The sequence below is a fragment of the Paenibacillus sp. J22FR83 genome (genome assembly GCF_059691955.1).
In genome coordinates, this window is record NZ_JCAUAM010000001.1 from 802,419 (window position 1) to 825,098 (window position 22,680).

The 22,680-nt window shown below is 45.9% G+C and carries 16 protein-coding genes; 3 read left to right on the forward strand and 13 right to left on the reverse strand.

Annotated features, from left to right (window positions below; translation table 11 throughout):
* Positions 1-25 precede the first annotated feature (25 nt).
* Genes AC58PV_RS02705 through AC58PV_RS02715 form a run of 3 tightly spaced genes read right to left on the reverse strand, consistent with a single transcriptional unit; the run spans position 26 to position 3,911 of the window.
* Positions 26-1,624: a response regulator transcription factor gene (locus AC58PV_RS02705; protein ID WP_497430750.1), complete on the reverse strand. Its 1,599-nt coding sequence runs from the start codon at positions 1,622-1,624 to the stop codon at positions 26-28.
* Positions 1,621-3,435, reverse strand: coding sequence for a sensor histidine kinase (locus AC58PV_RS02710; protein ID WP_497430751.1), 1,815 nt, complete (start codon positions 3,433-3,435; stop codon positions 1,621-1,623). The genes AC58PV_RS02705 and AC58PV_RS02710 overlap by 4 nt, the downstream gene beginning before the upstream one ends.
* 32 nt (positions 3,436-3,467) lie before the next feature.
* Positions 3,468-3,911 carry an OsmC family protein gene (locus tag AC58PV_RS02715; RefSeq protein ID WP_497430752.1) on the reverse strand — a complete coding sequence of 148 codons (444 nt, stop codon included), beginning with the start codon at positions 3,909-3,911 and terminating at the stop codon, positions 3,468-3,470.
* Positions 3,912-4,556: 645 nt separating this feature from the next.
* On the opposite strand from AC58PV_RS02715, the gene AC58PV_RS02720 reads away from it, so the two are divergent.
* Positions 4,557-5,237 carry an endonuclease domain-containing protein gene (locus AC58PV_RS02720; RefSeq protein WP_497430753.1) on the forward strand — a complete coding sequence of 227 codons (681 nt, stop codon included), beginning with the start codon at positions 4,557-4,559 and terminating at the stop codon, positions 5,235-5,237.
* Positions 5,238-5,502: 265 nt separating this feature from the next.
* Here AC58PV_RS02720 and AC58PV_RS02725 read toward each other — a convergent pair whose 3' ends face one another.
* The gene (locus tag AC58PV_RS02725) at positions 5,503-7,269 is read right to left on the reverse strand and encodes a methyl-accepting chemotaxis protein (protein WP_497430754.1); all 1,767 of its coding nucleotides are present in this window, start codon (positions 7,267-7,269) and stop codon (positions 5,503-5,505) included.
* A gap of 212 nt (positions 7,270-7,481) precedes the next feature.
* Here AC58PV_RS02725 and AC58PV_RS02730 point away from each other — a divergent pair, with 212 nt between their 5' ends.
* The gene (locus AC58PV_RS02730; protein ID WP_497430755.1) at positions 7,482-8,435 is read left to right on the forward strand and encodes a diacylglycerol/lipid kinase family protein; all 954 of its coding nucleotides are present in this window, start codon (positions 7,482-7,484) and stop codon (positions 8,433-8,435) included.
* On the opposite strand, the gene AC58PV_RS02735 is transcribed toward AC58PV_RS02730, so the two are convergent.
* From AC58PV_RS02735 to pdhA, 6 genes are all read right to left on the reverse strand, one after another.
* Positions 8,432-10,606 (reverse strand): AMP-binding protein, encoded by a 2,175-nt coding sequence (locus AC58PV_RS02735; RefSeq protein ID WP_497430756.1) that lies wholly within the window; start codon positions 10,604-10,606, stop codon positions 8,432-8,434. The genes AC58PV_RS02730 and AC58PV_RS02735 overlap by 4 nt on opposite strands.
* Positions 10,607-10,727: 121 nt before the next feature.
* The gene (locus AC58PV_RS02740) at positions 10,728-11,465 is read right to left on the reverse strand and encodes a glycerophosphodiester phosphodiesterase (RefSeq protein WP_497430757.1); all 738 of its coding nucleotides are present in this window, start codon (positions 11,463-11,465) and stop codon (positions 10,728-10,730) included.
* A 179-nt stretch (positions 11,466-11,644) separates the two neighbouring features.
* Complete coding sequence (lpdA, locus tag AC58PV_RS02745) at positions 11,645-13,060, reverse strand: dihydrolipoyl dehydrogenase (RefSeq protein ID WP_497430758.1); 1,416 nt, start codon at positions 13,058-13,060, stop codon at positions 11,645-11,647.
* 4 nt (positions 13,061-13,064) lie between these two features.
* The gene (locus AC58PV_RS02750; RefSeq protein WP_497430759.1) at positions 13,065-14,396 is read right to left on the reverse strand and encodes a dihydrolipoamide acetyltransferase family protein; all 1,332 of its coding nucleotides are present in this window, start codon (positions 14,394-14,396) and stop codon (positions 13,065-13,067) included.
* Between the two features lie 34 nt (positions 14,397-14,430).
* Positions 14,431-15,411: an alpha-ketoacid dehydrogenase subunit beta gene (locus AC58PV_RS02755; protein ID WP_056610497.1), complete on the reverse strand. Its 981-nt coding sequence runs from the start codon at positions 15,409-15,411 to the stop codon at positions 14,431-14,433.
* Between the two features lie 51 nt (positions 15,412-15,462).
* Positions 15,463-16,545: a pyruvate dehydrogenase (acetyl-transferring) E1 component subunit alpha gene (gene pdhA / locus AC58PV_RS02760; RefSeq protein WP_497430760.1), complete on the reverse strand. Its 1,083-nt coding sequence runs from the start codon at positions 16,543-16,545 to the stop codon at positions 15,463-15,465.
* 218 nt (positions 16,546-16,763) lie between these two features.
* Here pdhA and AC58PV_RS02765 point away from each other — a divergent pair, with 218 nt between their 5' ends.
* Entirely contained in the window at positions 16,764-17,495 is a 732-nt protein-coding gene (locus AC58PV_RS02765; protein ID WP_497430761.1) for an alpha/beta hydrolase, read from the forward strand.
* Here the strand turns inward: AC58PV_RS02765 and AC58PV_RS02770 are convergent.
* The 3 genes from AC58PV_RS02770 to AC58PV_RS02780 all read right to left on the reverse strand — a co-directional run bounded on the left by AC58PV_RS02770 (position 17,487) and on the right by AC58PV_RS02780 (position 22,522).
* Positions 17,487-18,308: a lipoate--protein ligase family protein gene (locus tag AC58PV_RS02770; protein ID WP_497430762.1), complete on the reverse strand. Its 822-nt coding sequence runs from the start codon at positions 18,306-18,308 to the stop codon at positions 17,487-17,489. The genes AC58PV_RS02765 and AC58PV_RS02770 overlap by 9 nt on opposite strands.
* Positions 18,309-18,382: 74 nt before the next feature.
* A complete protein-coding gene (locus AC58PV_RS02775; RefSeq protein ID WP_497430763.1) occupies positions 18,383-20,299 on the reverse strand; it encodes a peptidoglycan D,D-transpeptidase FtsI family protein in 1,917 nt (638 codons plus the stop codon).
* Positions 20,300-20,344: 45 nt separating this feature from the next.
* Positions 20,345-22,522, reverse strand: coding sequence for a methyl-accepting chemotaxis protein (locus AC58PV_RS02780; RefSeq protein ID WP_497430764.1), 2,178 nt, complete (start codon positions 22,520-22,522; stop codon positions 20,345-20,347).
* Positions 22,523-22,680 lie beyond the last annotated feature (158 nt).

Sequence of the window (22,680 nt, forward strand, 5' to 3'; positions counted from 1 at the left end):
ATTCCTAATCTAGGGGCAAATTCCTCTAGTTCCCTTCCTTTCGCTTATCACGATACTCCGAAGGAATTTCACCAGTGAACTTCTGAAATACCTTAGTAAAATAGCGCCTTTCAATATAGCCTACGCATTTTCCTATATCCGTAATGCTTTTATCGCTATGAAGCAACAAGGATTTCGCCTGCTCCATCCGATGCTTCGTGACATGCTCCACAAAGGTTTCCCCAAAGTGTTGTTTAAATAACAAACTGAAATAGCTCGAACTAATCCCTAAGGAGCTGGCTATATCCTCGATGCCAAAATCCGTTGAATAATGCGTTCGGATATAATCCTTGGCGGCAGCCATAAGAAGCTCACTATTTTTTTTCTTATTCGTACCTTCGAGCCCGTTTGATACAAGTTGTACCATAACCTGCAGCAAATGCGGGATACTTTCACTTTTATCTAGCTCACGCCAGATCTCTTCTTCTTCCTGACTATCGAGGGCATTCATTTCACGCAATTCTCGCAGCACATGCAGGATCAAATAGTGCAGCATCTGATAAGCCCGAGCGAATGATCCCTCCGACAAACCTTCCAGCAATAACTTAAGACGATCCAGCGCATCCTCGGTCTTTGAACGATTCAACTGCTTCATGCCTGTCACAATTTCCTCTACCAAAAGCCAAAGTGAACTATTTGCGTCCGAAGATTCTTTGGCCTCTCTATATGGCAGCACGGATTGCTGCTTATCTAGATTCAACTGCATGAATCTCTGCAGCTTTCGATATGTATCCGCTAGCTGTTGCAGGCCTACTGGCCCTGGGTAATAACCCACGCTAATCCCTAGTTTCACAGATTGACTAACATTGCGTTGCAATTTAGCGGCTAGCTCACATAGTTGTGTACCAATGGCAGCAGGTTCTGCCCCCTCCCACGCCATGAGCAGTGACCATTCCCCTTCTCGCATCTGAAGCACGGTGTGGTTGGATATCTCGTCTGCCAAGGAGTCCTGCAGCACATTCCGCACAGCGAAATTCCACAGCTTACGTTCTTGCTCGGTCCATAGCATGGATTTCTGTGAATAATTATCCACATCAATAATGGCAAACATATAGCGCAGCGTCTCCAAATCCCCTTGATCAATCGGAAGCTGTGTACTCGCCGTAATATCCGTATAGTCCATCATAATATCCTGCAAAATCTTCTCGTAAGCCAAGCTTCTGATCTTTTCCCACTTCAAGAGTTCTTCCTGATGGTTCTGTTTCTTCGCGCGAATTTCGCCAGCAAGCTTACGAATCGAACTCTCAAGCTCTTCATAATTAATCGGCTTTAATATATAATCACTAACGCCAACGCGCAGGAGCGAGCGCACATAGTCGAAATCCTGATATCCCGTCACCATCAGCACCGTGCAGTTCTCGTTGATTTCTCGGAGCTTATGGATAAACGTAATTCCGTCCATTTGCGGCATTCGAATATCACTCATCACGATGTCAGGAATATGCCCGATGCACAGTTCCAAGGCTTCAAGCCCATTCTTGGCTGTGCCTACAATATCAATCTCGAGCTCTTCCCAAGGAATGACCGCCTGCAAATTACGTAGAATATTAGGCTCATCATCTGCCAAAATCGCTTTTAACCTCACTCTTCATCCCTCTTCCTTTTCGGAATAATCACTTTCATCGTCGTACCTTGACCCTCTTGGGAACAAATAAACATCCCATAGTGCTCACCATATTGAATTCGAACACGATCCGCAACATTACTTACACCAAGGCCTCTTCGCTCTTCATTCGATTCCAGAATTTCATGAAATGGCGTCTCCAGCTCGGTTTTATAGTGGAATTTCGCTAGCTTGTCGTTACTAATACCAACACCGTTATCCGTCACATATAGCCCGATGCGATCCCATTCATCCATGACCTTCACCGAAATCAATCCCATATAATCAATCGGTTCAAAGCCATGCTGTAAGCTGTTCTCGACGAGTGGTTGAAGCGTTAACTTTAATATTTGCTCATTATGCAGCTCTGGCGGCGCTTCTATGGTGTATTGGAATTGATCCTCGAAGCGGAACTCCTGAATTTCCAAATAGCTGCGCAGATGCTCCAGCTCCTGCTTCAACGAAATTTCTTCCCGGTTTTCCATCCCTATTCTCAGCAAATTCCCAAGACGAATCACCATCTGACTGACTTTCTTCCCTTGGTTCTGGATGGCTAGGACATTGATCGACTCCAGTGTATTAAAAAGAAAATGAGGCTTAATCTGCGCTTGCAGCAGCATAAGCTCGGCCTTGTTCTTGCGGTCCTGCTGACGCTTCACCTCTTCGAGCAGATCCTCGACCCTGACAACCAAAGAGTTAAAACCTCTTGCTAATGCTGTGGTTTCATCCTTGCCACTCACTTCCATGCGGGTAGTCAGATCTCCACGCTCCACCTTTTTCATCGAGGAGAGCATGCGGAGAATCAGTTGAATAATACGTCTGACGAAGACGAGGTTATACACCAGGGCAAAGAACAAACATACGAACGTAATGCCTGCAACCAGCTTCATAATCGTCTCGATTTCACCAGCGACATATTTCCATGACGTGATCGACACGACGCTCCAGTCCTGAACGCCCATCCCATTAATATTCAAATGATAGAGAGATATGAGGCTTTTTTCATTTTGGAAATCTGCCTTGAAACTGTAATTGTTGTATCCTAGATCCAATTTCCCTTGCGTCAGTTGCAGGACATTAGCCCCTTCTAAGCTTTGTTTATTATCGTAGAAAATAAGTCCGGTTTTGTTGATCAACAGATACCTTTTGGAGTTTTGCTCGCTCGTATTGAAAGATTTGAATATGAGGTCCAGCTCATTAAATTTAAATTTCAACAGCATATAACCTAGATTATCCATCGTCCAAAAATCTTTCACCATGCGCGCTTGATAGAATTCGCCGCGGCCTGACCCGAACTCCTTGAACTCCGAGGGTCCAATCCAGAGTGGACTGCCATTGAGTTCCTGAATGTGCTGGAAGGCCATGCTTTGCTGAATCGTTGGCCATGGAATCGAACTTCCGCTCGTTCGCCCAGCGCTAAAAGATTTACCGCTATTGTTGTAAATAACGACAGATTGAATAGGCGAATAGGTAAGAATCGAGCCGCGGAGCAGCGTATCGAATGTGTTCAGATCATACGAGGAAAGCGGATCCTCGTTCGGTTTCGCCGCGTCAATCGTACGATAGATGCCTTGAATGCTGTCTTTGACCATCCAGAAATCGGAGAAATAGTTCGCTTCCTTGAACATGTAGTAAATATTACGGGAAATCGCTTGCAGCGTGACTTCCGTTAAATCCCCATATTTCTTCTCAATTAGCTGCTGAGAAACCGTATACACCGCAGACCCTAGGACGAATAAGGGAATGATGATGAATAGCAAAAAACCGATAAAAACCTTCTTATTCAGATTCATCGCTGCACTGCGCTCCTTCTCAGTTAAGTTACTTACACATCCCAGATTCGAATCTCAGGCTCGACACTTATATGTACTTGGCCTCGCAAGGCTTTGCTAATCATGCAAGTTTGTTCCGCACGGAATGCGGCTTTGCTTATTTTATCCAGTTGAGCTTCGGTCGTATGTGGCGGTACACAAATATGAGGACGATGGACAATCGCATTGACTTTCATCGTTGGACGGTTCTGCACATAAATTTGGGATTCGAGCTCTAGCGATACAATGCCTTCTCTTGCTAGCAGCGTGCCCAGTGTGATGATGTAACAGGTTGCCGCAGCACCAAGCAGCATTTCTTCTGGATTCGTTCCCACACCGGGACCATCAAATTTACTTGGTACAGAAATCGATGTCTGAAAGCCATCTGCTTGGAGCTCGCCCTTCCCATCCAGACCGCCTGTCCATGTAGCCTTAAGTTCAAATATTTGTTCTGTCAAGGGAGGAACCTTCTTTCTATGTAGATTCAGAAGTTTATACCATTCATAACTCGCACACCATACATACACTTTTCAGACCGTTGGTTGATTTGCTTTTATTGTAAATGAAGTACCTATGATTCACCAGCCGAAATCAACACAAAAAATCGTTCCCGCACCTAATCAGCACGAAAACGATTTATTTAACTTCAATTGATCTCTATGAAATTGCGTAATTCATGTGTTGGAATATCAAAACAATGAAAGCCCTACCTCTCTTCCATCCTTGCGGCTCCAATGACCGCGCCAGTGCGAATTGCGTTACAAACACTTACTGCCGAAACACTTACGTTGCCTCGGGTTTACCATAAATGAGCTGATGGACTGCGCATTGGGAGAAAAATAAACAAGGAGAGGGGGTTACTTTCTACTCGCTAATCGTTCGTGTGGGGTAAATGAGGCTAAATATGAAGTGTTTATATGGTTTCATTTCAATCAACTCCAGTATTATATAACGGTAGTACAAGTTTGTCAATACGATGGTGATATACAGCGCGTGTGTGCTACAATATAGAAATAGTTGGTCGTAAAGCATACGCCGCTTTTCTACTTTCAGCCAGGGCTGATCGAGAGAAGCGGCTTTGTTTATTTTAAGGAGGCATCCATATGAAAATTGAATTTGAAGTTGCACATAGCATCTATATTGCGTACCACGCATCTACTCGAAAAGGTGACTCTCTTCGCAGACTATTGGAGGGTCACAGTCATGCTGAGAAACTATTTCTTTTGCATGTTTGGTGGCCTGCTTTTCATCATTTCAACGATCTTCATCCTGAATATGAAGTGAAAGACTTTCGCGATGGAACGCGATTCCTTGATTTTGCTTTTATCAAACATACACTCAAACTTGCCATCGAAATCGACGGTTTCACCACACACGCCTCACAAATTAGCCGCTCCCAATTCTCGGATCACCTCATTCGTCAGAACCACCTCATCATCGATGGCTGGCGAATCCTCCGCTTCTCCTACGAGGATATCAAAGATCGCCCCCGCATGTGCCAACAAATCCTACAACAGTTTATGGGCCGCTATCTGGGTATGAACGACGTTCCAGTCAAATCCATGAGCTACGTGGAGAAAGAAATTTTGCGTTTTGCGTTAAACAGCAAGAAACTCCTGACAACTCATGATGTATGTCAGGTATTAGCTATCGAAGCTCAAAAAGCACGCCAACTACTCAAGGTCATGCATGCGAAAAACATGCTTGAACCCGTAGGAAAAGGGACTCAACGGATCAGATACTACCGCCCAACAGCTGAAATACTTCAGCAAATGATGGGTTAGTTCGGAGAGATTACACTGACTCGCCCCGTTTCACCTCCGTTAGTGATGTTTTTCATCACTAACTGCAGCGCATACCTTGGACTCACCCCGTTTCACCTCCGTTAGTGATGTTTTTCATCACTAACTGCAGCGTATATCTTGGACGCGTCCCGTTCCACCTCCGTTAGTGATGTTTTTCATCACTAACTGCAGCGTATACCTTGGACGCGTCCACCACCGCCGCGCCAAACAAGAAAACCCGCGGCACTCGCCCGCGGGTCATCCTCTACACCTTAAATTTCTGCAGCGAAATTTGCAATTCTTCCGCGAGTCCAGCCAACGACTTCGCGGAATTCTCGATTTCCTCCGTCGTCGACATTTGCTGCTGACTCGCAGCGGATGTCTCCTGGCTGACGGAGATTCCCGTCTCCGACACGCCGCTCACAATGCGCATCACCTGCTCGATGCGCAAGTTCGCATCGACAAGCTGGTGGATGTTCCGGTTCACATCTTCCACTTTCGTATTCACCTTCTCGACGGAAGTCTCGATATGTACGAACGATTCCTGCGCTTCCTCCGAAATCGTCAAGCCCTCTTGCACTTTCCCTGCTCCTGCATGCATGGAGCTAACAGCATGATTGATCTGCCGCTGGATCGTCGACACCAGATTCGTAATATTTCGCGCTGACGTGGACGATTGCTCCGCAAGTTTACGCACTTCACCAGCAACGACAGCGAAGCCGCGTCCAGCTTCCCCAGCACGTGCTGCTTCAATCGCTGCATTCAGCGAAAGCAGATTCGTCTGCGTCGAAATCTCGTTAATCACATTAACGATTTCACCAATTTTGTGTGCATTTTTACCCAATGCTTCAATAACGCCATTAACCTCACGAACCGCGTCTGAAATCTCAGACATCTGGCCCGCGATCGAAGCGACCGATTGCTTACCATGCTGAGCGGCCTGCGTCGCTTGATTTACAAGCCCAGCAACCACTTGCGCCGACTCATCAATCTGCTTCGTGCTCCTCAACATAAGGCCAACCGCCTCATTCGCTTGCGTCACACCAACAAATTGCTTCTCAAAATCTTCCGACAGCTGCTGACTAGAAGAAGCAACCTGTCTTGCGGCTAGAGAGCTTTGTTCTGAGCTGGCAAGAAGCTCTTCCGAACTCGCTGAAAGCGTAAGCGCATTATCTGAAATTTGCATAACAAGCCCACGCAAGCTACTTGTCATCACATTAAAAGAATTCGTTACTTTACCTACCTCATCCTCATAAGGGTAGTCCCCTTTAACGGACAGGTCTCCACCGGCTGCCTTTTCCATATTTTCTTGCAGTTTGCGAATCGGTGTAGAAATGATCATATCGAGCGTCAATGCGCCCAAAGTCATCACAATAACCGCAATAAGTATCGTCAGTATAATGACCCAATGCGATGTTGCGGAATCCGAGCTACTGGATTTCTGGAATTGTTCAGCCGCGGATTCTTTAAGTCCTACGAGCTTTACCAATGCTTCTACCGTTTTATCACCTTGCGGAGATACTTCATTATTGTATACCTGATAAGCAACTTGATTATTTTGCGTCGCTTGATCAATTGTTTTCGTAACAACATCACGATACTTCAGATTCATTTCCTCGAAGCTTGTGAATGCACCAATTTCTTCCTCATTTAGCGCAACACCTGCGATTTTCGCAACTAATTCTTTATTCGTACTTGCGTTCACATCCAACTTGGCTTTGAGCTTAGCCTTATACTTAACATCCGTGGAGAGCATCATCTCTAGCAAATTAGATTGGGTTTCTTTCAAATTTGTTTGAAGTTGATTAATCCATTTGACAGATAGCAGACTTTCCTCGTACATTCTAGTAGAGTTACTAGACATCTTGTCCATATAATGATAGCCCGTAATCCCTACAATTAATAAAAATAAAATGGCAATCGCATTCATCAACAGCAATTTAAAACGAAGTTTCAGATTACGAAGGATGGACAGGTTGACGTTGAGCTTTCCTGTGCTTTGCATGCTGTTCAAATTTGTTTTGGATTTCAAAGTTACCCATTCTCCCCCCGAGTGTACATCAAATCAACAATCAATCTTTCTTATGGCACTAAATCTAACACAAGTGAAAATTAATTTACCCATGGTTTATTTTACAAAACAGACTCCCTTATGTAAAGAAAAATTCGTATAAACCTTACTACAACAAGCATTTCACCTGCCAAATACTACCACCTCAACGAAACGATAAGGGGCAAATAAACATGGAAACCATCGGAATCATTGTGAACCCGCTTTCAGGTAATGGCAGAGGATCTCACATCTGGGGAGAAGTCCAGACTTATCTCCAAGAGAATCACATCGCTTATCTAGCCAAATTAACAACCCAGGCTGGTGAAGCAACGCAACTCGCCATCACACTGATTCAAACTCATCATGTACAACGCATCATCATCATTGGTGGAGATGGCACCGTTCATGAAGTAGCAGGCGGAGTCTGGCAGCATCAGAAGCACCAGAATAGCAACGACACCTCCCCAGTCTGCGCTCTAGCCGTGATTCCAGCAGGAACAGGGAATGATTTTGCCAAAGCGTACGGCATCCCCAATCATCCACTTGAAGCACTACACATTGCCCTACATGCCGCCGATACCTTGCAAATTGACCTTCTTCACGCCAGTCAGATTCAACAAGTTGCGGTGAATAGCATTGGTGCAGGCTTTGATGGGATGGTTGCCAAGATCACGAATGAAGCCAGCTACAAAAAGCTCCTCAACCGTCTAGGGCTAGGCAAGCTATCCTATTTCATTTCAATACTTCGTGTGTTCGCAACATATCAACCTTCCACCGCATGGCTAGAAGTAGATGGCGTGCTAACGAAATTACCGAACATGTGGCTGGCAGCCGTAGCGAATATTCCTTTCTATGGAGGCGCTATTCAAATCTGCCCCACAGCTAGTCCAACAGATGGTATGGCTGATGTTGTCGTTATTCAGAGCCATAGCCGCTTTCGCCTCCTGCCCGTTCTTTTCACCGTGTATCAAGGCAAACACACCCAGCACCCTGCCGTATCTTTTTATAAGGGAAAATCGATTTCGATTCAAACAGAGCAGCCATTGCTTGTGCAAGCAGATGGAGAGTTCGCAGGCTCCACGCCCCTTCAAATCGAACTCATCCCCGCCGCCATTACCGTCATCCGCGCAAAACCCACAGCCTAAGCTGTGGGTTTACTTCCACCATCGCTCATCAATGCCCATTGTTTCATCGTCACATAATCAACCTTCCCACTCCCAAGTAGCGGCAGCTTCTCCATATAACGAAATTCGGAAGGCATATAAATCGCCGGTTGCCCCTCCTGCTTCATCAACTCGCGAAGCGCTTCAAGCGGACTCACTTTACTCGTGTGATAGGCAATGATTCGCTCACCTTTTCGCCGATCAGGCACATGAACTGCAGCGCACACCGCAGGTGCCGCCAAACACCTAGATACAAGCTCCTCCACCATGAGAAGCGATACTTTTTCGCCACCAATTTTAGCAAAAGACTGCAAACGCGCTTGAATGAACAAGTATCCTTGCTCATCCAATGTCACAATATCCCCGGTAGCATACCACTCCGCAGCAGGTACGAACCCTCGACTATGAATCAAATACCCCTTCATCACGTTCGAACCTCTCACGAGCAAATGCCCACCTGAAGGAATCCCATCCACCGCTTCTACGACAGCTTCGATACCTGGCAGCAATTGACCGACAGACCCTTTCTTCGCATGCATCGGTGTGTTCAGTGAAATAACCGGCGTCGTCTCCGTCGTTCCATAGCCCTCCAGAATGCGAATCCCGAATTTGTCCTGCCAAAGTTGACGCACTTCCTCCTTCAGCCTTTCTGCACCAGCCACAACATAGCGTAAGGAATGGGCAAAATCATAAGGATGCGCCGTTCTCGCGTAAGCTCCTAGAAACGTGGACGTACCAAATAATATCGTAATATTCCGATCATAAACGAGCTCTGGAATAACTTTGTAATGCAAGGGATTGGGATATAACACCAGCTTCATCCCCGAGAGAATCGGCAGCATCGTCCCCGCGGTCAGACCGAAAGAGTGAAACATCGGCATACTGCCAAGCACACAATCCGAAGAATTAAATGCAATAACAAGTCTTGCTTGTTGAATATTCGCGCTAATATTACGATGAGTTAGAACGACACCTTTCGGTTTACTCTCGCTGCCTGAAGTGAATAGTACAGCTTCATTCTGCCCAACACCAACTGGCCCTTTCTTCCGCTGCACAAAATGAAGCAAACCATGCACCTTATCTTGCAAAGTTAGCGCTTCCTTCACATCCTCCAAATAAATAACCGTGAATAAATCACTAGCGCTCTGGATAAAATCCGATAGCCCCGCCTTCTCGATAAACACGCGAGATGTCAGCACGATCCGAACTTCAGCGGTCTCACACGCATCCAGCATTACCTGCTTGCCAGCCGAATAATTCAAGATAGCCGGCGTAACGCCTAATCGGAACAGCGCAAACAATGTCACCACATGCCCCGCGGTATTCGGCAGCAACAACCCAACCCGCTTTTGTCCAGCCAAAAGCTTCTCCAAACGTACTGCCAGTGTATAGCTGCTCAACTGTAGCTTCCGATACGTCAATGCCGAATGACTCACCACATCTTCGCAAATGACCCTTGATTGTCCGTGCCTCTGAGCCGCTGCCAGCAGTTCATTGAATAAATTAACCTCGGGCTGCAACCGACTATCCAGCAAATGACACAACAGCTTAGCACGGATCGCCTCTGTCGCTTGCTCCTTTTGGACTTTTCTCGCCAATCGCTGATCGCCTGGCGGAACTTGAAAAGCCTCACCAAACGCAATGTTCACTCGCGGGAACCAGCGTTGTTTTATTTTCCCCCGCAAATAGGATAGCTTCGAATATTCCAAACCCTCAATAGAAATTGGCACAATATGGGCTTGTGAACGAAGGGCAAGATACCCGATTCCGCTATATATTTTCATCATGCCACCTGTCGTCGTAATTCTTCCTTCTGGAAAAATGACGAGAGGTATGCCGCTTTGAATCGTTTTTAACATCGTACGAACGGCATAAGGATTCGAAGTATCTACCGTAATATGCCTCCTGAAATGGAGTACCCACGCAAACCGCTTCGCAATGTTCGTATTCACTACGAATGCTACATCTGTAGGTAAAAGTAGTGCCAGCACGACAGCATCTAATAACGATACGTGGTTCGGAATAAGGACTGTCTTTCCCGATAGATTGAGTTTCTCCATGCCGGTCACTCTCACTTTAAAAGCAAGCAACACAAACAGACGCAAGCACGGAAGTAAAAGCCTTACTAGCGTAACGAACATCCATTTCAACATGGAAATTCCCCCTATTGGTATCTCATTCGAGTCTGTCAATAGTTCATTGTATGCGGAAAAAAGAAATAAGACCTCGGCATGTGTATGCCTTGGTCTATTTATTCTTGGTTATGTAATCGAACTATGAATTCGAATTTAAATAGGCTTTCAACCTGCCAGGAAAATCTGTAATAATACCCGTGACACCTGCATCCATCATCCGTTGGTAGTCTGAAAGTTCGTTTACTGTGTAGGGATAGACAGCTAGCCCATCTGCGGTGGCCAAAGCGATATCCGCTCCTTCAAAAGAGTGATGATGTGGATGCAAGGAATAGACTTCAACCTCGAGCAATTTGGCATACGCCGCATGGTCAATAAGATTGGCTGCATACAGCAAGCCTACCTTCAACGCGGGTTCGGCCCGCTTTAAGCGCTGAATCACTTTATGGTCAAAAGAAGAAACAACGACATCTTCGTACCGATCTATCTCTCGCAAAAATGCCAGAAGTGCACTCTCCATACGTCCTTCGTAGGCATGTTTCACTTCCACATTGATAAGTGTCCCTTTCGGCACCAGTTCAAATATCTCGCTTAGCAGAGGAATGCGCTCCCCTGCAAACTTGTCCGAAAACCAAGCTCCAGCATCTAACTTTTGGATATCTGCCCATTGTTGTTGACAAATAAGTCCTGAACCATTCGTTGTACGATTCAATGTTCCATCATGGCAAACGACGATTTCGCCATCTTTCGTGATATGTACATCCAGTTCGATCGCTTGTGCGCCTTGCTCTAGGGCTAATTCGAATGAAGCTAGTGTATTCTCTGGAGCTTCGCCCGCTGCTCCGCGGTGACCAATGATAATCGGTTTTGGTGTATGCATCTTCAACGCTCCTTACATTTTGGCTATCAGGAATCCATCTACAAATTATATAAGCAGCCGATTCAGGGCGTCAATTCAAGTTTTAGTAAAAACAAAATAGTCCCGTAGAGTGGCTTTTCAGCCAGACTCTCGGGACTTTTATCTAAAGGTATAGAAATAACCGTGGAAACACCTATAACTTACTTACCAAGTTGATGAATTGGATGTCCTAATGCACCTTCAGCAGCATCCATAATCATTTCTGTCAATGTTGGATGTGCATGAATCGTAAGTGCGATATCTTCTAGATTAGCGCCCATCTCAACCGCTAGCGCAAGCTCACCGATCAAGTTGGAAGCTTCTGGTCCTACGATTTGTCCACCAAGCAACTGGCCTGTTTCTTTGTCGCCGACAAGCTTCACGAAGCCTTGCGCTGCGTTCAAAGAGTTAGCACGTCCGTTAGCTGCATAAGGGAATTTACCAATGGTAACATTAATTCCTTGTGCTTTCGCTTCTGTTTCGCTTAGACCTACGCCAGCAATCTCCGGATCGGAGAACACGACAGCAGGCATTGCTTTGTAATCAACGATGCTTGCTTGACCTGCAATCGCTTCAGCCGCCACTTTTGCCTCATAGGAAGCTTTGTGTGCCAAGGATAGACCAGGGACCACATCACCGATTGCAAAAATATGAGGAATGCTTGTGCGACCTTGGTTATCGACTTCGATCAAACCGCGATCCGTCATTTTCAAGTTAATGAGGTCGAGACCAAGCTCACCATCCGTGTTCGGACGACGACCAACTGTTACTAGAACGTAATCAGCCGTAACTTGTTTCTCTTCACCTTTCACTGTGAAAGTAACCGTAACATCGTTGTCTGTTTTCGTACAAGATTGCGCCAACGCTTCCGTATGAACCTCTACGCCAACTTTATCTAGACTCTTAGCAACCAGCTTCGTCAATTCTTTCTCAAAGCCTGGAAGCACATGATCGGAGCCTTCCAACACAGTCACTTTCGTACCGAATTTCGCATACGTTTGACCAAGCTCGATTCCGATATAGCCACCGCCGATAACGATCATGCTTTTCGGAATTTCAGGCAAGTTCAATGCTTCTGTCGAGGAGATGATTCTTCCGCCATAAGGGAAAGCTTTCAACTCGATCGGACGGGAGCCTGTTGCGATAATGCAGTTCTTGAAACGGTAACGCGGCGCTTCTGCATCATTAAACACACGTGCTTCGTGCTCATTGATGAACATCGCTTCACCTTGGAACGTTTGGATCTTGTTGCCTTTAAGCAAACCGCTTACGCCGCCAGTTTGTTTGGCAACGATGCTGTTCTTCCAAGCTTGTACCTTCGCAAAGTCCACTTTCACGTTCTCTACGGAGATCCCGATGCTGTCAGCATGCTGTGCGTGCTCATAAGTGTGCGCTGCAGAAATCAAAGCTTTGGATGGGATACATCCACGGTTCAAACACACGCCGCCCCAAGCATCCTTATCAACAATAAGAACACTTTGACCAAGCTGTGCTGCGCGAATCGCAGCCACGTAACCGCCAGGACCCGCACCGATAACCAACAAATCTATATCTAAAGAAGCATCTCCTACAACCATGATGTTACACCTCCAAGACGAGAAGCTCTGGATCAGCCAGAAGCTGTTTGATGTAGTTCAAGAAGCTTTGTGCTGTCGCTCCGTCAACGATACGGTGATCGAAACTCAAGGAAAGCGCCATAACGTGTCCAACCGCGATTTCACCGTTTTTCACAACTGGCTTCTCCGTGATACGACCTGCACCTAGAATCGCAACTTCTGGGAAGTTGATAACCGGTGTGAAGAACATGCCGCCAACAGAACCGATGTTCGTGATGGAAATCGTGCCGCCCTTCATCTCGTTCGGAGACAATTTACCTTCGCGACCGCGAACAGCCAAATCTTTGATCGCTGCTGCGACGGACCATACGTTTTTACGATCAGCATCATGGATAACAGGAACGAGCAAGCCGTTGTCTGTATCTGTTGCAATCCCGATGTTGTAGTATTTTTTGTAGACGATTTCTTGCTTCTCTTCGTCGATCATTGCGTTCATGACCGGGAATTGACGGCAAGCTGCTACCAATGCTTTCACGATGAAAGGAAGGTACGTCAGTTTCACGCCTTTTTTCTCAGCTAGTGGCTTCGTACGCGTACGAAGAGCGACTAGTGCCGATACGTCGATCTCATCCATCAATGTCACGTGCGGAGCCGTGTACACGGATTTCACCATCGCGTTCGCGATGATTTTGCGGATGCCTTTGAACGGAATCCGTTCTTCGACGCGATCGCCAGCAGTAACAACCTGCGCTGCTACAGCAGGTGCTGCTGATTCAGAAGCTGCCGACGCCGCTTCTGTTGCTGCCGGAGCTGCTGCAGAGCCAGCTCCTGTGAAGCCCAGCACGTCCTCGCGTGTTACGCGGCCGTGCTTCCCTGTAGGCGTCACCTCTGCGAGTGTGATGCCTTTCTCTCTTGCGAACTTGCGCACGCTAGGCGTCGCAAGCACTTCGCGGCCCGCGCTGCCTGTAGGCGCGGTAGGTGCTGGTGCAGCCGCCACTGATGGCGCTGCTGCAGGTGCCGCTACTGCTGCTGGCGCAGCAGCAGGTGGAGTTGCAACCGCCACGGCTGGTGCCGCGTGGCTTGAACCGTGATGCATCGAAGCCGCAGGCATCTCGCCAGTCACTTCAATCGTCATCACAAGCTCTCCGATTGTACAAACTTGTCCATCTTTGACAGCAACGCTGACGATCTTGCCTTCAACTGGACAAGGAACTTCAACGACTGCTTTATCGTTCTGTACTTCCATCAGAATCGTTTCGTCAGTTACGGTATCACCCGCTTTAACTAACATTTTCACGATCTCGCCTTCATGTATGCCTTCACCAAGCTCTGGGAACTTGTATTCAAACAATGCCACGTGTATGACCTCCTGTTACCTTCGACTAGGTGAATTAAAATTCAAGAACTTTCTTAATTCCGGCAATAACACTTGCTGGACTTGGCAACCAAGCATCTTCGATTTGTGCAAATGGATACACCGTATCTGGCGGAGAAATACGTAGAACTGGTGCTTCCAAATGTAGAATCGCTTTTTCATTAATTTGAGCAATAACCTCAGCGGCTACACCAGAAGTTTTTTGTGCTTCTTGCACGATGATCGCACGGTTCGTTTTCTTAATCGAAGCTACAATGGTATCTATATCCAATGGAAGAAGTGTACGAAGGTCGATAACTTCGACTTTCACGCCTTCTGTTTTTTCGATTTCTTCAGCAGCTTTCATGGAAGTGTGAACCATAGCGCCGTAAGTAATGATTGTAACATCAGAACCTTCTTTAACAACATTCGCTTTGCCAAGCTCAACTGTATATTCGCCTTCTGGTACTTCGCCGCGGAATGCACGGTATAAGTTCAAATGCTCCATGAAGAAAACAGGGTCATTATCACGAATCGCTGCAATTAGAAGACCTTTGGCATCGTAAGGATTGGAAGGAACAACAACTTTGATCCCTGGTGTTTGAACAAGAAGACCTTCAAGTGCGTCTGTATGAAGCTCAGCTGCTTTCACCCCGCCGCCAAAAGGCGTACGGAATACGATTGGAGAGTTATAACGACCGCCGGAACGGTAACGCATACGAGCAGCTTGCACGCAAATTTGGTCAAGTGCTTCGTAAATGAATCCAACGAATTGAATTTCAGCGATTGGGCGGAAGCCTTGAACGCCTAAACCAACCGCAAGTCCACCGATTGCGGACTCAGCAAGCGGCGTATCGAATACACGCTCTTCGCCGAATTCTTTTTGTAAACCTTCTGTTGCACGGAACACGCCACCAACATTACCAACGTCTTCACCGAACAAAATAACATTAGGATCTCTTTCTAATTCTACGCGCATCGCGTCTTTTATCGCTTGAATCATTGTCATTTGTGCCATGACTACTCTGTGCCTCCTAAAGTTAAAACTTGTTTCGAACGTTTACTCTATTTATTTATACAATTCTTTTTGTTCTTCCAAATGGGAAGGCGTAACTTCGAACATGGAGTCGATCAAACCAGCGACTGTCATTTTCTCTGTTTCTTCCGCTTTCTTGATGTGCTCAGCAACAGTAGCTTTCGCTTCTTCCTTCACTTGAGCTTCTTCTTCTTCGCTCCAAAGACCTTTCTTCGTCAAGAACAAACGCATACGTGTAAGCGGATCTCTTGGTTCCCAATCGGACTCTTCGTCTTTGGTACGATATTTCGTAGTATCATCGGCCAAGGAATGTGGACGGAAACGGTATGTCAATGCTTCGATTAACGTAGCGCCTTCGCCTCTGCGTCCTCTTTCAGCAGCTTCTGTAACAGCTTGAACAACAGCTAGAACGTCCATGCCGTCTACTTGCACGCCTTTGATACCCGCAGCAACGGATTTATGTGCAACAGAAAGAGCTCCTGTTTGTTTCGAATATGGTGTTGTAATCGCGTAACCATTGTTTTGTACAAAGTAAATGACAGGCAATTTAAATGCGCCTGCAAAGTTCATGCCTTCGTAGAAATCACCTTCAGAACTTCCGCCGTCACCTGTATAAGTGATTGCTACACGCGGTTGGTTGCGCTTCTTGAACGCCATCGCTACGCCTGTTGCGTGAAGAATTTGTGCGCCGATAATAATTTGCGGCATAAGTACGTGAACATCTTGCGGAATTTGTCCGCCATGTTGATGACCGCGGGAATACAAGAATGCTTGATACAGCGGAAGACCGTGCCATACCAATTGCGGCATATCGCGGTAACCCGGGCAGATGAAATCGTCTTTATTTAGGGCAAATTCACTACCGATCATGGATGCTTCTTGACCAGAAACCGGTGCATAGAAACCAAGACGGCCTTGACGACCTAGATTAACTGCTCTTTCATCCCAAACTCGTGTAAATACCATTCTTCTCATTAATTCTTTCAATTGTTCATCGCTAAGCTTCGGCATTTTGTCGGGATTTACGACTGTGCCGTCTGGAGCAAGAACCTGCAATGGCTCAACCTTTTCTGTGGTCACTTCATAATTTGCTTGGCTGACAAGTGGCTTACTCATACCATTTCACCTCTTATATGATTTTGGTGCCTACTATCTGAACTTCTGTTATAGTATTATTATAATCCTGTTTTGGTGAATTGTACACCAGTAGTGGCGGGGTATCTCACCTTTTTTACCGTTAGTGAATAGTACAGTTTAACAAAATATATAATACAGTTTAGAAGGAAACAACAACTGCTATAATACACCTACCCCAAATGAGAAGGAGATAAACGATGTCAGACGACTCCCGTTTGTATAAGCGTACTATTGTCAAAGATGAAGTCACCTCGAACCTGCTCGGAGAAAATCGCCCCCTGCGGATCTATCTCCCCCCTGGTTATAACGAACTGCTCTCTTATCCTGTTATTTACTGTCAAGATGGTGAACAGTTCTTTAATTTCGGCAGAATTGCTACAACCCTTACACGATTAATCCTCGATGAGGATCTAGAACCTGCCATTGTTGTCGGAGTCGATGTGAATAACGCTAACCGGACATCCGAATATGCACCGGAAGGAGAGCGCCATGATGCTTACTGTCAATTCTTCGCAGAGGAGCTTCTCCCTTATGTAGAAAGTCGTTATCCCGTCCGTACGGAGAGATCAGAACGCATTCTTGCAGGAGATTCTCTTGGTGGGACAGTTTCCTTGCATCTCGCCTTAGATTATCCTAGCCTTTTTTGCCGAGTTATATCCTTGTCAGGCGCATTTTTCGACATAACACGCGAAAGAATCAAACAAGAGGACGACTTATCTTGGTTAGAGATGTACATGTTGATTGGCACAGATGAAACCGACGTTACAACGGAACGCGGCACTTTCGATTTCGTCCGAGAAAACAGACTGACGCACACATTTCTGCAAGACAAAAATGCCACGCTTCACTATATAGAGAAACCTGGCAAGCATATATGGGGCTTCTGGCAAGTCGAGATGCCAGCGGCGTTGCATTACTTTCTAGGTTGAAAGTCCATAACGATCTTTCATTAAAGCAATCATCTCATGCACTTGGGATTCAGTGGGATACCCCGTGATTTCTTCGGCTTGGGTAAACTGGATCCCTGCGGTGCTCATCACCTGTCGTAGCTGCTCTACGAACATCTCCGCTGTTAACGGCAGCTGCAAGCACTCCGCTAAACTCGACATGCTTTCCTGTACAACCGTTGGGTAATCTTGCTTGGTAGCCGAGATTGCAGCCCTCTCATAAAATCCACGGGCTAATGCAGCCTTCTCCTCGCCGCGGCCTTCGACGATTAGGAAAGCTTGTACCGAAATGGCAAGCTGCTGCCTACGCTGAGCTATCCCGCAGAATTTACGCCCACCAATGCTCAGATCGAATTCTCCCGGGCAAAAGGAACCGATAATTTCCCCTTGGTCAATTTGATCTGTAATGGAAGCCATCACATCTCGAATTAAGCCGACCATCCCCTCAAAATCTTTACGGTGCTCCATATCTCCTGAACCCTTCGGGAGCAGCAAAGATAGATTGACGACTCCCCGATCTAATGGGACTGCCGCTCCACCTGAATTGCGTACGGCGGTATCATAACCTTGACTTCGCAGCCATTCATCTGCCTGAGCGGCGCCTGACAATCTGCTGTCTCTTAATCCCATAACGAAAGCGCGTGGGTGCCGCCAAATATGTAAGAGAGGGGATGTTCCTTGCCCTATTGCACGGCATAAGAGCTCTTCTAGAGCAAAAGCATATAAAATCGATTGGGATTCCATGTTATTTGAACGATCAAGTACTCGTAAAGTTGAAGGCAATTGGGTAAGCATAAAGTTAGATCTCCTGAGTGTAGTATGTGTCATCAGCATGGATAGCCAAATGGACCTAACATCCATCATACCTGTTATTTGCTGTTTGACAACCCTTGACTCGCCAAAATGTCCATGATCCCCTTAAATAAAGGAATTGCCTTATTACTTTCGGTTGGGTCTGTATTTTTGATTACGACAGATACGGCATATTGTGGCGTCTCCACAGGACCATAGCCAATGAACCATTGATTCACCTTTTCTTGCTTGCCATTTTGAATCTGTGCTGTCCCTGACTTCCCTGCCAACTTCCACTTCGCACCTTGCAGACTTTGCCCTGTTCCTTCTGTGACGACTTCCCGCATCCAATTGAGCAACGTGCGGCTCGTTGTCGCTGAAATTTTGCCAGCGTCAGAATTCAAGCTTTTCACAGGAAATGCCTCCATCTTACGCCCCGTTTGATACTGGATTTCTTGCACAACCCGAGGGGTGAAGCCCTTGCCATCATTCAACAAAGTCACAACCATATTCGATGCCTGTAGTGGCGTCATTCTAACATCCCTTTGACCAATCGCTGTTTGCATCAGAACCCCCTCATCCGTCTCTGGGGTATGCGCAGCAAATAATTGCCCTTTCTCCTCCGAGTCAAATTGTTCAAAAACATCTCTCATATCCGTCTTCCCTGTCCAGCCTACCTCATTAAGCACGCCTAGTTTATTGGCATATGTCTCTAGTTGAGCGGCCGTTAGACGCTGCATCACGTTCGCAAACACGATATTACACGACTGGGCGAATCCTTCTTCTAGGGTTAAAGGGCCATGCCCATCCCTCCTCCAGCAAGTAAAACCATACTTCCCAAGCGCACCTTCACAGTTGAACGTTTCCGTAGGCTTCACAACCTTCTCATCCAACGCTGCCGCGGCTACAATGGTTTTGAAAATCGAACCAGGCGCCGTTGCCTTGATTGCATAATTACTCCAATTATTACTGGCTAGGTCCACTTGTAATGGATTATAATTCGGCCTGCTCGCCATGGCGATCACATCGCCATCTGATGCTTCCTGTACAACGGCCGCTCCCTCACGAATATGCAGCTTGTCCATGAGAGCTTCAATTTGCTGCTGTACGTCGCTGTCTAACGTTGTTATCAGCTTCACAGGGTAGTACGAGTTATCCGGAGCGATCATCCGTGCATCCAAACCCGCAAGAGGCCTCTTCCCCGCATCTGTGAAATATGAGATTGAAGTTTCACCCACACCGCGCAGCCACGAATCGAAAGACTTCTCAAGGCCGGCTCCACCAATTTTGGAAGTTAGGGCAACTCGCCCTTTTTCCAAATCAGAACCGTAAATCTGCATCACGCGATCTGGATTTTGACCGATAAAACCAACTAACTGACGAGCAGTCATCCCCGTAGGATAACGATCTTCCATTTCTACTACCTTAATACTAGCGAGTCCTAACGCATCTATTTCTTTCACCTGTTGAGAACTTAAGGAGACGGCCTTCCCCCCATCTTGCGTTCCCCATACTTGCGGCTCTTTCAAATTATGTGCAAATACAAGCCAGCTTTCCTTATTCGTTTTCAAAACACGCGCTAATTGGCTCACTTCGCCCCCATTCATTGCAAATTCATTGTTGATCGGGAAGGCGACTAACGCTTTCATAATTTTACCAGTCATTGGCTGTAAATGGCGATCCAGTATCTCGCCTCTTCCACTCTCTAAGACAAGTGCGCGTTGCCTTTGTATCACCGAGTTTTTCACCAAATTGATCCCTCGCGATGAATAGCTTTCCGTTGCCGCGATTTGGATCCAGAACAACTTGCCGAATAGGCATGCAAATATAAGCAGAATCAAAAAGAGCATCAAAAACATACGTCTCTTCTCCATCGATGATAATTGATTCTCACGCATAGTACGATCCCCTTTGGTATGGTTCAAAATGACCTTAATACTCCCAGTATCGGCATTCTGACTTCTAGGCAAACCGGATCTACCACGTAAAAACAAGAAAAATCCACCCTCCTATTGGAGAGTGGACTCATCTTCTTGCTCTTATACTTCGAATTTGGATAAAGTATCGGTCAATGATTGCGACAGTTGATCCAGCTTGTCTGACAATTTCACCAAACCATCACTAATGCTCAGTTGTTCAGAACTTAAGGAAGCAACTTCCTCGGAAGTGGCCAACGATTCCTCAGCAACTGCACTGACATTCGTCATCGCATCAGACAGTACCACTTGTGATTGTTCCAGTGTAGAAATGGAATCACTAACCGTGCTCAATTGAACAATAAAGCCGCCCATGTGATTCGTTACTTGTTTGAAAATCGTATCTGCTTCTTTAACAGCCATGATCTGCTCTTGGAAGATTGGGGTTGCTGTTGAAAGAACTTTAACCGTTTCATCGATTTCACCTTGAATTGTTTCAGTAATTTGCCCAACAACATCGATCGATTGTTTGGACTGATCAGCAAGTTTACGAATTTCATCCGCAACGACCATGAAGCCTTTGCCTGCTGTACCTGCACGTGCCGCTTCAATTGTAGCATTTAAAGATAAGATATTCGTTTGCTTCGAAATGTTATTCAAGAGATCCAAAATTTTACGGATCGAACGTGTGCTTTCTTTCAGTTTATCCACTTTATCAACCATGGAACGGATCATTTCTTCCGTTAGGTTCGTTTTGGCAATCAACTCTGACATATACTTCGTTCCAAGTTCACTGGACGTTTGTACATCCGCTGCCGCAGTTCCCATTTCAAGATTGGCTTCAATTACTTGCTTCATTTGAATACCAATATGGTGTGTTAGCTCGTTGCCTTTCTCAGACTCCGTTGCTAAACCGCCTGCGCCATTCGAAATTTCATCCGTCGCCACAGCAATTTCTCTTGCCGCTGTTGCCGTTACTTTGGAGGAGTTCGTCAATTCTTGCGCAGTTTCAAATACGGCTTGTGCAGAAGTACTTGTTTGTTGTACCAATGTCGTGATTTGCTGCATCATAACGTCAAAGCTTGCACCTAATTGGCCAATCTCATCCTTGGACTTGTAATTGGCACGAACAGTCAGTTTACCTTTGGCACCTTGCTGCATCAAGTTACGAAGATTAATGAGTGGGCTGCCAATCATTCTAGCTACAATGATACCGATGATAACCGCTGCAATCGCTGCAAGTAAGGCAATTAGGAGCGTATAGTTGTAAATCTTCTTCGCATCTTTCACCAACGCACTAACGGGGATGTCACCAACCAAGTTCCAGCCTGATACGGCTGACTTATAGTAAGCAACCAAGTGATCATCTTTCGTGATAAAGGAACCATGTTCCTCTACAAGCTGCTCTTTCGTGAGTTGAACGGATGATTCTTTGCCAATCGTTGTCATGTCTTTAGCTGCGATGTTCTTGTTCGCTGCATTCGTAATAATGACATTACTGTCATCCCCTAATGACATGCCGCTAAGCTCTTTCGTTAAAATTTCTGTACCGAGTTCTAGAACGAGTACAGCAGTTGACGAATTCGTTAACGTATTACGCATCAGACGGCTGATCGCAAATGTGTTGTTGGAGCTGCTGGAATATCCTTTGGTTTGACTATCCAACCATGTGACTTTACCTGCATTTTCTACAGTTGCTTTAAACCAGTCTGTCGAAGCTGAATTCTCAGCCGTTGGAGCACCGCCAGCACCCGTGATCACAATCAACTTCCCATCTGGACGGTATAAATGAAGTGTTTTAATTGATTTATTAGAGAAGGTGACGACGTTTAATTTCTCAGTTAATTGACGTGTAACATCCAGTGCTTCATAAGAAGATGCTTCTAATTTGGGAACCTTATCAAGTAAATCTTGTAATTCCTTATTGAGCATAATTTGTAACGATACATCATCAAAAGTCTGATACAGGAAATCTAATTTCTGACCTGCTTGCGTGACCGTTTGTAAACTGGATTCGGACACTTTATTCTTAATAACACTTTTGGAGACGGAATACGAAATCATCCCTACAACAAGAACGAAAAACAAAATACTAATAAAAAACATCAAAAATAACTTCATACCCACAGATTTCACAGGGTTTTCGAGCTTAATGCTGCCTGGACCTTTGAAAGCGTATGTACCATTCGGTGAAGAAGATCCACCACCTGCAGTGTCAACGTTTCGACCCCTTCGAACTTGACCTGTTGCTTGAACTACTTTGTTTACAATAGAGCGGATACCTTGGAGTTTTTTTGTCATTTCGTTCACCACCATTAGTTTCTAATTAACCTTCTTTGAATGCCTACTCAATGAAAAGGTTTACATGCGTCGTTATACCTAAATTTCGACATTCATTTCCATTATCCTCTATAAAACGATACAAAGAATAAAAAAAGCTTTCTCCACTATAACTCAGA

Coding starts and splice junctions, on each gene's coding strand:
- AC58PV_RS02770 (WP_497430762.1), bottom strand. CDS start 18,308: ATGCTTACCCAATTGCCTTCAACTTTACGAGTACTTGATCGTTCAAAT.
- AC58PV_RS02720 (WP_497430753.1), top strand. CDS start 4,557: ATGAAAATTGAATTTGAAGTTGCACATAGCATCTATATTGCGTACCAC.
- AC58PV_RS02755 (WP_056610497.1), bottom strand. CDS start 15,411: ATGGCACAAATGACAATGATTCAAGCGATAAAAGACGCGATGCGCGTA.
- AC58PV_RS02765 (WP_497430761.1), top strand. CDS start 16,764: ATGTCAGACGACTCCCGTTTGTATAAGCGTACTATTGTCAAAGATGAA.
- AC58PV_RS02730 (WP_497430755.1), top strand. CDS start 7,482: ATGGAAACCATCGGAATCATTGTGAACCCGCTTTCAGGTAATGGCAGA.
- AC58PV_RS02740 (WP_497430757.1), bottom strand. CDS start 11,465: ATGCATACACCAAAACCGATTATCATTGGTCACCGCGGAGCAGCGGGC.
- AC58PV_RS02710 (WP_497430751.1), bottom strand. CDS start 3,435: ATGAATCTGAATAAGAAGGTTTTTATCGGTTTTTTGCTATTCATCATC.
- AC58PV_RS02780 (WP_497430764.1), bottom strand. CDS start 22,522: ATGACAAAAAAACTCCAAGGTATCCGCTCTATTGTAAACAAAGTAGTT.
- pdhA (WP_497430760.1), bottom strand. CDS start 16,545: ATGAGTAAGCCACTTGTCAGCCAAGCAAATTATGAAGTGACCACAGAA.
- AC58PV_RS02735 (WP_497430756.1), bottom strand. CDS start 10,606: ATGTTGAAATGGATGTTCGTTACGCTAGTAAGGCTTTTACTTCCGTGC.
- lpdA (WP_497430758.1), bottom strand. CDS start 13,060: ATGGTTGTAGGAGATGCTTCTTTAGATATAGATTTGTTGGTTATCGGT.